Source organism: uncultured Ruminococcus sp. (assembly GCF_937915125.1).
In the GTDB taxonomy this organism is placed as follows: domain Bacteria; phylum Bacillota; class Clostridia; order Oscillospirales; family Ruminococcaceae; genus Ruminococcus_C.
In genome coordinates this window covers 21,843-36,493 of the sequence record NZ_CALDMP010000022.1, presented here as the reverse complement: position 1 = coordinate 36,493, position 14,651 = coordinate 21,843, and the positions used below count along the sequence as shown (strand labels likewise).

Below are 14,651 nucleotides of genomic sequence, written 5' to 3'. Positions count from 1 at the left end.
GTGAATACACAAAGTATTCACTGCGCTTTTTGTTTCATCTGATGAAAAATCTGACTGCGCAATCTGCGCACCAGATTTAATCAGTGCTTCCCTAAATCAATGGTTACCCTCCCGAAAAACTGCGTAAAAATGATTTGCAGAAACAAACACGGCACTGCCCGGGAGCAATGCCGTGTTTGCTTTAGAAGAAATCAAATGAGTATCAAGAAAGCAAAATTAGTCTGTCGACGGAAGCGACTTAATGATAGATACCAGGAACTTCAGCAGAACAATGGCATCATCCGTTCCCATCTCACCGTTTGCATTACAGTCGGCATTGAGCTGTGCGGCTTCGCTCAGCTTTACGGAACCAGCGGCAGCTTTGCTGAGAAGAACAGAGTCTGAAATGTCGATTCGTCCGTCCAGGTTCACGTCACCATAAACCAGCTTTGTGGGACCGTTCGTACCAGATGCAGTCGTCTCAGTTGTCTCAGTCGTATCAGTACCTTCTGTTGTAGCAGTTGTCGTATCTGTTGTCGGTGAATCCAGTGCAATGAACGGAATATCGTTGGCAGTTGCAAAATCCTGCGCAGCAGTACCGGTATAACCAGTAATGGTGATCACATCATTTTTCACCAGACTATCCTCTACAGCATCGTAGCCAAAAGCACCTGTATCGATCAGATAAACATTCTTCGGAACAGTGATGTCTTCCAGAACACTACAGCTGACAAAAGCATTTTTTCCGATGGTTTCCAGAGTTTCCGGCAGGATTACTTCCTTCAGAGAAGTACAGCCGCCGAATGCGAACTGTCCGATGTCATGCACTGTATCCGGAATCTGAATGGATTCCAGTCCTGTGCAGCGATAAAACATATAGTTATCCAGCTTCGACATGCCAGAACCAATGGTAATGTTTTTGAGATCAGAATCGTTATAGAACACCCATTTTCCAAGGGATGTTACAGAATCACTGACATGCAGAGAAGTCACGCCGGTGCATTCTGCAAAAGCACTTTCACCAATGGTAGTTACTGTATCCGGAATGGTAATATCAGTCAAAGCTGTACAGCCATAGAACGAAGAGTTTCCGATCTTCGTCATATTGGCGCCGTAATTCACCTCAGAAAGGCTGGTGCAGCGATAGAACAAGCTGTCGCTGATGGAAGTCAGGCTGTCCGGGAGTGTGATGCTCTCCAGTGAAGTACAGCCATAAAAAGCGATATCTGCCAGTTCTGTCAGTGTTTCCGGCAGTGTAACAGATTTCAGCTGTGTGCAATATGCAAATACACCGGATTTGATTGCAGTGATATTCGCCGGGATCTCTACGCTTTCCAGTCCACAGTAAGAGAATGTGTCTTTTCGGATAGAAGTAATGCCGGCAGGAAGCCGTACAGATTTCATATTCTGACAATGGCTGAATGCGCCGCTTGCAATGCTGTTGACACTATCCGGCAAATCAATAGAAGTAAGACCAGAATAGCTGAACGCATTTGCAAGAATTCTTTTCAAAGAAGATTCCGGGAACTGGATATTCGTCAAATTGGTGCAGCCATAGAACGTATTTGCACCGACTGCTTCTACGCCCTCTTCCATCACAACTGTAGTCAGATTGCTGCAATTAGAGAACATAGTCGTACCCATGGACGTCAGTGCGCCAGGAATGGTAACAGATTCCAGGGAAGTGCAATATGCAAATACATCATCGCCAACAAAATACAAGCTTGCCGGCAGCTTCACAGATTTCAAAGAAGAGCACATGCAAAATGCGCTGGCGTTAATAGAGGAAACACTGTCCGGAATGACTACCTCGGTCAAGCCTGTGCAGGCACAGAAAGCGCTGGCACCGATGCCCACCAGAGATTCCGGCAAGCTCACAGATGTAATTTCCTGATTGCCATAAAACGCCTCAGCTGCAATGAATGTAACCGGATATTCTGTTGTTTCGCCGTCCTCGTCTGTTTCAACGATCGTATCGGGAATCACAAGATCTGTCACACCTTCTACACAGCCGGTGATATGGGCTTTCTGTGCGACTATTTTGTAATAAAAAGTACCGTCTTCTGACAAATCGCCTGCCTGTACGACAGCTTCATTGGATGCACCGTCCACGATCGGCATTTCCGCCTGAGGCGCAGCCGCAGCAATGGAAGCGTCGATCTGTGCATCAACAACATCACCCGGCAGCGGCTCGTCCAGAACCGGCATCTCCACAGTCAAGTCTGCGTCAGTCACAGCAATCGGTTCAGCATAAGCAGTACTGATACAGCTGGGAATGAGCAAAGCAGCAGCCGTCAGCCCGGCAATGGTTTTTCTCCATGTTGATCTCATAAGATAACCCCTTTCAGTGATTGAAAACACATAATATTTCTTACATTATAATCTATTTTATTCCTTTTGTCAATACCTTTTTGTAAAAAATCACCGAAAGGCGCTTTCTGTCAAATGCATCCATTTTTGAGGAAGCAGAGCCATTTATTCCTCATTCTGTTCATTTTGAAAGTATTTATGATCAGGAAAAAAGTGACATCTTCGCAGAGAAACCATGACATCAGACAGAACAACGCCGGAAAATCATGATATGTACACGCAAACCATTAAAAAAATGGAAAATCTCTGGAAAATATCAATTGACTTTTTTTGTGGAACATGATATAATCAAAGTGTATAAATCTTTTGTGTAAAGCTGTGCTTTTCCTGGCAAAACGCCGAAAGCAAATAAAGGAGTTTACTATGAAACAACGAAAATACGTTTTGCGGCGTATCATCAGCCTGGTTCTGGCGTCACTGCTATTGATGGGTACCATCCCGATTTCTGCTGCCGCAGAGACAGACGGCGGAATTGCGATCAACGCCGACAATTTTCCGGATGATAATTTCCGAAATTACATCGCCGAAGAAATCGACAAAGCAGATGCAATGGGAGAAAAAGATCAGGTCTTGTCACAGTCTGAGATAGCCGATGTGACGACAATGAATATCAGCGGTATGGAGATCGCCGATCTGACGGGTATTTCTGTATTCACTTCTCTGACTACACTGAATTGTTCCTATAACACGCTGGATACGCTGGATGTATCTGGTCTGCCACGGCTGATGCTCCTGACCTGTTCCGGGAACCAGCTGACAAGCCTGGATCTGTCCGGGCTCTCCATGCTCATGTCGATCATGTGTGATGAGAACCCATTTCTGGAAACGCTGATCCTGCCCAGCCAGCTCATTCCCTTTTTCATGATCCTGAGCTGTCAGGATTGCGGACTGTCATCCCTGGACTTGTCCGGTCAGACTGCGCTGAAAACACTGAACTGTGCCGGAAACCAGCTGTCCTCGCTGACGCTGACCAGCTGTACTGCATTGGAAACACTGGATTGCAGTTCCAATACACTTTCTTCTCTGGATATCACAGAACTGACAGCACTCTCCTCCTTGAACTGTGCTGAAAACCAACTGACAGCACTGACGTTTCCTGACAACTCTGCACTGAAAACCCTGAACTGCGCAACCAATCAGATAGAAGAACTGGATCTAAGTTCCGCATCCGGTCTGACATCGCTGGATTGTTCCGGCAATCTGCTGGAAACACTGACGACTGACGTACTTTCCGGACTATCAACATTGAACTGTTCAAACAATCAGCTGAAATCTCTGGACGTTTCGGTTCTGACTGATCTGACTTCTTTGAACTGCGCCGGAAATCAACTAGACGACCTACAGCTGACCGAACTCGCCCAGCTGGCTTCTCTGGATTGCGCCTCCAACCAGCTGACCGAACTGAATACCGATGGACTGACAGCATTGTCTGAGCTGAACTGTTCCGCCAATCAGCTGACAGATCTGAATCTCACGGCACTGTCTGCACTGAAAACACTGCACTGCGACAACAACCAGTTGACAGCATTGGATGTAAGCGGACTCTCTTTGCTGGAAACGCTGACCTGCGACAACAACCAGTTGACAGCATTGGATATAAGCGGACTCTCTTTGCTGGAAACGCTTACCTGCAACAACAACCAACGAACCATCTCTCCCGTCCCTGGAAACGGCGGCTTGTATACTTATGATTTGACACAGATCCCGGAACTGGATACCGGACGGATTGATCAGACAACGCTGCTGAACGGCGTCATTCTGGACGAAGAACCGGACACGCTGTATATTCTGGATGCCGCTTCTCCGGTAACCTACGCTTACCGGATCGACACGGCAGATGACACCCGACTGGTACGGTTCACCCTGGTGCTGGATGCTGACACAACAAAATATCTGGAAATCAGCGAGACGAACTTTCCGGACGCCGCTTTGCGAAGCGCACTCTCGGACTATGATTCAGACGGAAACGGCTATTTTTCCCTGGAAGAAATCAAGGCAGTGACATCCCTCTCCCTGAACAATAAGGGAATTACGGAGCTCACAGGTATTTCCGCCTTCACATACCTGGATACTCTGGATTGCAGCGGAAACCAGCTGTCATCTCTGGATATTTCCGGTATGGGCTATTTGAAATCCCTCACCTGTGACGGCAATGCCATGACTTCTTTGACATTGCCTCAGCCTTCATCCCTGACATATCTCAGCTGTCAGAACAACCGTTTGACTGCACTGGATCTCTCCGGGCAAACACAGCTGGAAACACTGCTGTGCGGTCAGAATCTTCTGTCTGCCCTGGATGTTTCTGATACAAAGATTAGCAGCGGCAGTTTGTCCGCAGAGAATAATGTGACGGAAATTTCTGTCTATGTCAACGGAATATTTGATCTCGGCACCATGCCCGAAGAATTTGATATGAACCAGGTCGTGCCGGACAGCTGGACAAACGCTGTTCTTTCCGGTACACAGCTTTTTGTAGAAGATCCCAGCAGCCCGGTGACATATGCATATTATGTCAACCAAACTCAGACGATGCAAGCACAGTTTATCCTGTCACCTTCTGAGATTCCTCTAGCGATCGACAGCGAAAACTTTCCGGATGATGTATTCCGGCAGGAGCTCGCTGCGTACGACACCAACAATGACGGATATTTCAGTCGGCAGGAGATCCAGGCAATTATCACATTACCGCTTGCCTCCAAAAATATATGGAATCTCACAGGTATCCGCTATTGCACAGAGCTGACCGAACTGGACTGTTCCAACAACAATCTGACAGAGTTGGATCTGACAGGGCTGACAAAGCTGAAAACGCTGAACTGCTCCTGGAATGCACTGAAAACACTGACCTTGACAGACCTTACTTCCCTGGAAACACTGAATTGCAATTCCAACAGTCTCACGGAATTGGATATTACTTCCCTATCTGCACTTCTGGAACTGCAATGCAGCCAGAACAAGCTGACAGCACTGGATTTTTCTGCTTCGCCTTTGCTGACACGGCTGATCTGCACCATGAATTCTCTGGAGTCACTGGAGCTGAATGGTCTCTTCGATCTGACAGAGATCAACTGTTCTCAGAATCGGCTGACGGCACTGGATATCTCCTCCCTTTCTTCACTGAAAAAGCTGGTCTGTGCCAGCAATCAGCTGACCGATCTGGATGTCTCACAAAATCCCCTTCTAACGTATCTGCAATGTGCCACCAACAAACTAACTGCGCTGGATCTTTCGGCACTGCCGGAATTGCAGACGCTGTATTGTTCCGGCAACCAGCTCACTTCTCTGAACCTGGACGAAACCCATGCCGGTATGATGATTTCTGCAAAATCCAATAAGTATGCGGTTTATCCGGATTCACTGAACCGCATCCGCTTTTCGGAACTGCCGGGACAATTTGATGTGGATCGTGTTATGGAAGGCAGTTGGACAAATGCATATGCTGATCACGACAATCTGTATATCACCGGCTCTGGGAATGTGACATACTCTTACCTTGCTGTTGCAGGCGATCCGGAAAGTGCAGTCACCTTTACGCTGATCCCTCAGAGTATCACAGAGGAAACAAGCATTCCTATTGATGAAGCCCACTTTCCTGACCCCGTATTCCGTGCCTATATACAGAAAAAATACGATATCGAAAACGACTGGTATTTCTCCCAGACAGAACTGAACAACATAAACGTCATCGATGCAGCAGGCATGGGCATTTTCGACCTGACTGGTGTTGAATATTTGACTGCACTGGAACGGCTGGACTGTTCCTCCAATCAGCTGACCACACTGTCTGTCGTAAATCTGCCCCGTCTGAAAGAACTGAACTGTTCCGAAAATGCCCTGGAGAGACTGTATCTTCCCCAATCGGACAACCTACAGAAGGTGTTCTGCGCTTATAACAATCTGACTGCTCTGAACGTCTCAGCGTTGCCTTCCCTGACCTATCTTTCCTGTGAGGCAAATCTGCTGAAGGAACTGCATGTTTCCGGACTGGGATCCCTGCAATATCTGTACTGCTATGACAACATGCTGTCTGAATTGCAGCTGACAGGACTTTCTGCGCTGGAATATCTGGAATGCGGGAGCAATATGCTGACTTCTCTGGATGTGTCCGATCTCTCCAGTCTGCAAAAACTACAGTGTCAGAACAATCAGCTGATCGCTCTGGATGTCACTGGTTTAACATCTCTCACTTCTCTGAATGCCAGCGGAAACATCTGTTTCATTCCGGTAAAGGCAATTTCACAATTTGATCTCACGGCGCTCCCGGATTTCTTTGATCCGAAACGTGTGGCACCGGATTCCTGGAGCAATGCTGTCTGTGACGGCACAGTATTGTCTATTCAGAACATGGGCACAGCAGTGACCTATCAGTATCAGGTCGATACTGACGATCCCGAACGGACAGTGACCTTCACTCTGCTGGCACAGCTGGTAGAAGAGGATACCATTTCCATTGATGTATCAACATTTCCGGATGCACAGTTCCGCAGTTACGTTTCATCTCATCTGGATATCAACGGAGATGGGCTTCTGGCAGTTTCTGAAATAGACGCCGTGACTACGCTGGATGTGTCCGGATTGGGAATTGCCGATCTCACAGGTGTCACATATTTTACACAGCTGACAGAACTGAATTGTGCCGATAATCTATTGACCAGTCTGGACGGCATGCTGCTCTCTCAGCTTACTTCTCTCAATTGCAGCGGCAATCAGCTGAGTGCACTGAACCTGTCTGATCTGACTGCTTTGACCGAACTGGACTGCTCCTCCAACCAGCTGACTCAGTTGGATGTTTCTGCTCAGACCATGCTCACAAAACTGTGGTGCAATGATAACCTGCTGACATACCTGAATACCACTGCATTGCAGGAACTGGAAATACTGGATTGCAGTGCAAATCAGCTGACAGAATTACAGCTGTCAAATCCGATCCTGACCGAACTGTCCTGCGGCAGGAATGGACTGACAAGCCTGGATCTCTCTCGTACACCCGGATTATTGCTGCTGGATTGCAGTGACAACGTACTGGAATCTTTGACGGTGAGAGCAGAAGCTCTGACCCAGCTGAACTGTAAAAACAATCTGTTAAAAACACTGGACATTTCCAGACTGACCGCACTGAGTGTGCTGGACTGCTCGGAAAACCGATTGGCGTCCCTGGAACTTTCGTCACTGCACCAGCTGACAGAACTGAACGCAGGGAACAATCCGCTTCTGGCACTGCGGCTGTCCCCCTATGCACAGCTGAGCACCTGCCAACTGGACAATTGTCATGCACTTGTCACACCGGAGTTGGGGGAAAACCACAGCCTGCACATCTCTGTTTCGGACTGGGAGAACTTCGATCCGGCGCTTGCTTCAGGCTGGAAAAATGCCGAATGGAATGGAACGGATCTGACTGTGAGCAATCCTCTGGAGGATATCACTTACTCCTATGATACAGGCAATGCAAATGTAACGCCAATTTTCTCCGTGGGCATGGAAACTGTGCCTATGGATGCAGCAATTGTTCGTGTAGAAACCGGAAACACGCCTTTGTATTACACCGGTTCTCCTCTGACCCCCAACGTCACAGTGACACTCTGCGGTATGCGACTCCGTCTGGGTCAGGATTATACCATTTCCTATCAGAATAACATCAATGCCGGGACAGCTACTGTTCTCATAACAGCCTCCGGTTCCCAGGTCTGGAGCGGCACCTGTGAAGCTGCATTTCAGATTGAGCGTGCTACGCCAAAAATCATAGTTCGTTTTGACGAAGATGCAGTTTATACGGAAGGCGATCCTCTGCCGGAACTGAAAGCAGCAGACGGATGCACACCCGGGACGCTAACCTGGGCAGAAGGTACATCTGAGACCCTGTCAGCCGGCGACAATACGCTGACATGGATATTCACTCCTGAAGACACTGCAAATTATCACGGTGCCAGAAGTTCTGTTACATTCCATGCAAACCCAAAAGAAACTACCGCCACAACACAGCTAACTACCACTACTACAACAACCACAACTTCAACGACAACTTCGACAACAACGACAACGGAAACGACCACAACCTCCACAACAACGACAACTGCCACAACAACCACCACAACCATTCCCACAACATCAGAAACAACATCATCTACGACAACCTCTACAACAACTCAAACTACCACAACCTCAACAGAAGCAACGACACTGACGACTACGACCGAAACCACCACCTCGTCTTCTTCCGCCACAACAACGACTACCACAACTTCTTCCACTACCACTACTACAACAACTTCAACAGAAACTACAACCACAACCACCACAACAGAAACAACGACAACAACAAGTACTACCTCTGCAACAACAATGACAACTACCACAACGACACGCCGCACCAAACAGACCATGACTTTCACACAAAGTACAACAACAACCGAAGCCACTACAACAAGCCGCACAAGAGCTTCATTGACGCTGACAACAACGACAATTACCACTACCACTTCTGACACCGATCCCACAACCAGTTCCGAAACCAGTACTGAAACCACTTCTGAAACAACGTTCACCGAAACAGTCACAACCACAGAAACCACGACAGTCACCACAGAAACCACAACTACAACTACAACCACAACCTCGACCACGACACAATCTTCTACAACCAGCACAACTTCCAACACAACAACCGCTACTAGTACAACGTCCACTTCCAGTACGACAACAACAGGAAATGTGTTGCCAAAGATGCGGGGTGATGCAAATCTGGATAATGTTGTAAACGGCGATGACGCCTTTCTGGTGCTCCAGTACTATGCGAAAAAATCTGTCGGTGCCACAGACTGTAAGTTCCACGAGAATCCTTCTGTAAACCGGTGGCTTCTGCTGCTGCTGGATATCAACGGTGACAGCGAGATTACCGGAGATGACGCCTTCTACATTCTGCTGTACTATGCAAACCATTCTGTTGGAAAAGACGTTTCCTGGGAAGAATTGCTGAAATAACAGTAGGGCACCTCTAAAAAACCGCTCACCCATCATCTGCGGCGCATCTTTGTGCGGTGTTATCTTCAGATAAAATAGGGCTGCTGCACCAATGAAAAGGTGCAGCAGCCCTATACTTATGGCAACACCGCACAAAGAGCGTCTAGCGGCTTTGCACGGTATCGCCTTATTTCTTCACACACATAATTTCTATGTAAATACGCTCTATCAACTTCCTATTCAGGCGTTCACTGTTATTTCTGGTTCAACTGGCAATTCTGTGATCAGACGCACCAGGAACTTGAGCAGAACTGTACTATCCTTTGCATCTACAATACCGTCATGGTAACAATCCATCGCCGCTAACTGAGAAGGCGAAACTTCCATATCCTGAACCAGATATAAATTCAGAAACACCAGATCATTTATTGCACAATTTCCGTCCTGGTTGATATCAGCCGCCAAAACAGGCAGTACAGGCTGACTTTCTGTTGTTGTATCCGTTTCTTCCACGCTGTCCGGTACAACGGATGGTACAGTTTTCTCCGTTGTTGTCAGCACAGAAACAACAGATGCGGCAGTTGTCATGCTTTGCGTACTCTGCTGCATTGTCACCGTAGTTGTCGTCGCAATAGTTGTCGCTGATGGTGACATGGTTGTCGTGACAGCTATCGTAGTTGCAGTGGTTGTTGTCGTAGTTGTCAACGTTGCAGCAGTTGTTGTTGTCATAGTCGTCGGTGTTGTAGAAGCAGTTGTTGTTGTCATAGTCGTCGGTGTTGTAGAAGCAGTTGTTGTTGTAGTTGTCGGTGTTGTAGAAGCAGTTGTTGTCGTTGTAACTGACTGTGTCGCTGTTGTAACAGCACTTGTGGTTGTGCTGCTGGAGCTTGTACTCAAGCTTGTACTGGAGCTTGTGCTGGAACTGATGTCAGAAACTGTAGTTTCTGAGGTCACAGAAGTATCTGTTGTTTCAGTAGCGGCTGCCTCTAGTTCCAGAAAGTTGCGGCTATACTTTTCCGCATAAGACTTCGCCGTAGAATCCGTATATCCATATATGATCGTATCTGTATAAACAGATGACGAAGAGACCAGTTTACATGCCGGAGCATAAATGAGAAGCTGTCTCAAGCTATAACAACCATAAAAAGCCCGGGCACCGATCTGAGAGGCAGATGCCGGAAGCGTTACAACTTCCAGAGCCGTACAAGCGGCAAAGGCGTTCCATTCCACCCGTTCCAGCTGTGATGATATAGTCAGATATTTCAGCGAAGCACAATTCTCAAAAGCACCAACGCCCTGCGCACCATAGGAGATCACAGTAACAGAGGATGGTAACTGTACTTCCTGCAAATTGGAGTGCTCTGCAAAGGCACCTTTGATCTGCGTTACCGGAAGTCCATTTACAGTTTCCGGCACTAAAACCGATTCCGCAGACCCAGTATACTCTGTCACAGCTGCATATGTATCAAACAATGCATACACAAAATCTCCCTCTGTGTATACTGTTCCCACTGCACCGGTATATGCATTTTCCGGGACATCCGGCAGATCATACAGAAACTGCCAGGAAGTCTGATCTATGGTGAATGCTGTGTGTTCTTTCGAAAAAGAAGTCTCACCGGCAGCAAAGTATGCATTCGTCTTAGCAGAATCATCCCAGGTAACATCAAAATAATAGAAAAATCCATCATCCATCCGTGCCATATTCCATGCGTGACCGCCGCCATTTCCCAGACCAACGACGTAATAATTCTCCACACCCACTGCATTAAGCAGCAGCTGAAACGCCTTAGCGTAGCCCTCGCATACAGCACGGTCATAGGCAGGATCAAATACACCGATAATACTATGCGCCGTCATGGATTCCTCTGGATTTCCGCTTTCATCGTAGGCATATGTAATGGTATCTGAGATCCAGTCATGCGCCGCTGTTGCATATTCCAGAGCGGTAGTACAGTCTGTCATGCTGTCCTGCACCGCAGAAATCGTATTTTCCAGCACTGCCCGTTCTTCCTGACGCACTGTGCCGTCTGTATATTCTTCCATGCAGGAAACGTAAACTTTATTGATATAAGTCGTGCCCGAAAAACTTGTTGTCGTGCTGTAAAGCATATAACTGCCCACGAAAAAGTAAATCGGATTGTCGCTTCGGAACATAGAAACGACTTCCGCAATATCCTCCGCAGTCAGTGCGGAGGACGAATTAGAAGCGGCGGCAAAATATGCCATACTGCCACCGCTATAGGTGATAGACTGGGCATCGTCTGTTCCTGTATAAAAGGTATGTGCCGCTTCTTTTAGTTTGTTGTAGATCTTCTGCTGATCGCTGTCCAGTGCATGATATCCCGCATATGAAGCATAACAATCCTCCTCATATGTGGTTTTGTCCGCACTTACGGCAGAGGATGCACCGTAAATGGGAATCGGTGATTCTGCCAGTTCAGACGATTCGATTTCGATCATCTGCGTGTCGGCTAAGTCATCGGTTGCTTTTTCCGGTAAAGTTCCGGCAGCCAAAATGCTTGAACTGCTAAGTGTCTGCGCAAAAAGCATACATGCAGCCGTGAGCAGTCCGGTGAGTTTTTGTATTGCTTTCCGTTTCATCAAAAACGCCTCCTAATCTGCCCAATTCCCATATTTTTCTTTTTCTATCTTTTTTTATTATAGCATATTGCACCTGGATTGTCAATATTGAACTAAGAATTTATTAATCTTGCACAATATCAGGCATAATAATACAGAACGTGTTACGGCATAAACCCTTTCATTCCTTCTGAGAGAGAAAACGATATGCGTCTCCTTCTTCTCCTATGCTTTTTGTCACTTTTCCCTTGAAAAGCCTCGTAAACATGGGGATTTCTATCATTTTTATACATTCTTGAGAAAAGCCCTCTTACATCATTGACAAAAAAAGAAGAATCATGTATAATGGTATAGTTAAGGAGACCGCAGATGCAATTTGGCACAAATCTGCGTTGTTTTATTGCATCTGCGATTTCCGCCTCGATGTGCAGAGTTTTGAGAGCCCTCTGCATATTGGTTTATTATTTCAATGAGGAGAGAGGTTTTCATGAGTTTCCATTTTCTCGAAGTCCTTGGCGTGAACCTGTTTAACATGAAGACAATGGCACTCGTCATTTTCATGATTTTCGGCATCATCGCCATCGGCTATCTGATCGGTAAAATTTCCATCAAGGGTGTCACACTGGGCAGTGCAGCAATTTTCATTGTTGCTCTGGTCGCAGGACATTTCCTCCAGCTGGGTCTGGACAACATCACAGAATGGAGTGAAGCTGGCGGCTGGACCAGCATCAAGCCCTATTTCAGCATGACGCAAAATCTCGGTCTGATCTTGTTTGTGACATCTGTCGGACTGATCGCTGGTCCCACATTCTTTAAGAATCTGGTGAAGAACTTCAAGTCCTATGTTCTGCTGGGACTGATCATCATCCTGTCCGGCGCAGGTACATGTGCTTTGGTCACCATTCTGGTACCGGATATGAATTCCGCAATGAGTGTTGGTCTGCTGTCTGGTTCGCTGACTAGTACACCGGCATTTGCCGCTGCACAGGAAGCACTGCAAGGCACAGAATTCTACGACCAGATCGCAGTTGGTCACGGCGTTGCATATCCTTTCGGCGTTATCGGCGTTGTACTGTTCGTACAGATCATGCCTCGTCTGCTCCATGCGGATATGGACAAGGAACGTGCAATGCTCATGAGCGGTGATCAAGACAGTAAAAAAGAAGTAAAGGGCAAGCTGTTCGAGATGGATAAATTTGGTCTGGGAGCATTTGCACTGACTGTTGTGACTGGTCTGATCCTGGGCTGCATCAACATCCCCCTGGGTAACAACCAGTCCTTCAATCTGGGTACTACCGGTGGTCCGCTGATCATGGGTCTGATCTTTGGTCACTTCGGCAGAATCGGCAAGCTGAGCCTGAAGGTGAACGAGCATGTAGTTTCCATCTTCCAGGAGCTGGGTCTGATCCTGTTCCTGGTAGGTGCCGGCGTTGACGGCGGTCGTGAGTTCGTCTCCACCCTTTCCGAATTCGGTCCGATGCTGTTCGTATACGGCGCACTGATGACACTGGTTCCGCTGATCCTGGGCTTCATCATTGCAAAGTTTGTTCTGAAGATGAGCCTGTTCAACAACCTGGGTTCTCTCTGCGGCGGTATGACGAGTACACCGGCGCTGGGTGCTCTGATCAACGTAACTGGTACTTCCAACGTTGCTTCTGCCTATGCAGCAACTTATCCCATTGCGCTGATTGCCGTGGTTCTGGCTTCTCAGTTCCTGACATATCTCTAAAATAATTCACCACTCCGGTGAATCACATAGCAAAAAAAACGCCTGCACCTCGGCTCTCCGATGCAGGCGGTTTTTTTATCTATTACAGTCCGGCTTCCCAGTCCCAGTTATAGACCTCTAAGGAAGTCAGATCGTAAGGCGTCAGCTGGTATACGCAGTGGTTCAGCCAGTTGGAAAACAGCAGATTGGCACTGCATCCCCAGCTGAAATGAGGTTCCTTTGTGGGGGCGTCATCCGGGAAATAATTGTAGGGCACAGCAATATCCAATCCCTTTTCCGCATCCCGGAAATACTCCCCTTTCAGGGTATCCCGGTCATATTCCGAATGTCCCGTGATGAAATACTGCCTGCCGTTATTGTTCGCCACAATATGCACGCCGGACAACTCCGATTCCGTCAGGATACGCAGCTGGGGCACCTTTTCAATATCCTCCCGGTGCACCTCTGCATGACGGGAATGGGGTGCGTTGAACACGTCATTGAATCCACGCAGCAGCTGACATCTTGGTTCCAGCACATGCTGGGGAAATACACCAAACATTTTCTGGGGCAGGTTGTACTTCGGGATGCCGAAGTGATAATGCAGCCCGGCAAGTGCCGCCCAGCAGATATGCATGGTGGAAAATACATGGTGCTTTGTCCACTCCATAATGGTGCAGATCTCCTGCCAATAGTCCACATCCTCGAATTCCAGATGTTCTACCGGCGCACCAGTAATGATGCAACCGTCATAATACTGATCCTGGATCTCGGAAAATGTACGATAAAACGTTGCCAGATGATTCTGGGATGTGTTTTTACTGATATGGCTGGATACATGCAGAAACTCAATGTCTACCTGAAGCGGCGTGTTGCTCAGCAAGCGCAGGAACTGGCACTCCGTTTCGATTTTTTTCGGCATGAGATTGAGCACCAGCACACGCAGCGGACGGATATCCTGATGTGCTGCACGATCAATATCCATCACAAATATATTTTCTTCTGCCAGAATACGATACGCCGGCAAATCCGGCGAAATACAAATCGGCATCTGCTT

At 47.5% G+C, this 14,651-nt stretch carries 5 protein-coding genes; 2 read left to right on the top strand and 3 right to left on the bottom strand.

Annotated features, from left to right (window positions below):
* Positions 1–216: 216 nt before the first annotated feature.
* The gene (locus Q0418_RS02485; protein WP_298481961.1) at positions 217–2,310 is read right to left on the bottom strand and encodes a leucine-rich repeat protein; all 2,094 of its coding nucleotides are present in this window, start codon (positions 2,308–2,310) and stop codon (positions 217–219) included.
* A gap of 402 nt (positions 2,311–2,712) precedes the next feature.
* On the opposite strand from Q0418_RS02485, the gene Q0418_RS02480 reads away from it, so the two are divergent.
* On the top strand, positions 2,713–9,327 hold the full coding sequence (locus Q0418_RS02480; protein WP_298481960.1) for a leucine-rich repeat domain-containing protein: 6,615 nt from the start codon (positions 2,713–2,715) through the stop codon (positions 9,325–9,327).
* A gap of 219 nt (positions 9,328–9,546) precedes the next feature.
* Here Q0418_RS02480 and Q0418_RS02475 read toward each other — a convergent pair whose 3' ends face one another.
* A complete protein-coding gene (locus tag Q0418_RS02475) occupies positions 9,547–11,907 on the bottom strand; it encodes a leucine-rich repeat protein (RefSeq protein ID WP_298481959.1) in 2,361 nt (786 codons plus the stop codon).
* A 466-nt stretch (positions 11,908–12,373) separates the two neighbouring features.
* Here Q0418_RS02475 and Q0418_RS02470 point away from each other — a divergent pair, with 466 nt between their 5' ends.
* Positions 12,374–13,615 (top strand): permease, encoded by a 1,242-nt coding sequence (locus Q0418_RS02470; RefSeq protein ID WP_298481958.1) that lies wholly within the window; start codon positions 12,374–12,376, stop codon positions 13,613–13,615.
* Between the two features lie 82 nt (positions 13,616–13,697).
* On the opposite strand, the gene metA is transcribed toward Q0418_RS02470, so the two are convergent.
* Entirely contained in the window at positions 13,698–14,645 is a 948-nt protein-coding gene (metA, locus tag Q0418_RS02465) for a homoserine O-succinyltransferase (RefSeq protein ID WP_298481957.1), read from the bottom strand.
* Positions 14,646–14,651: the final 6 nt, after the last annotated feature.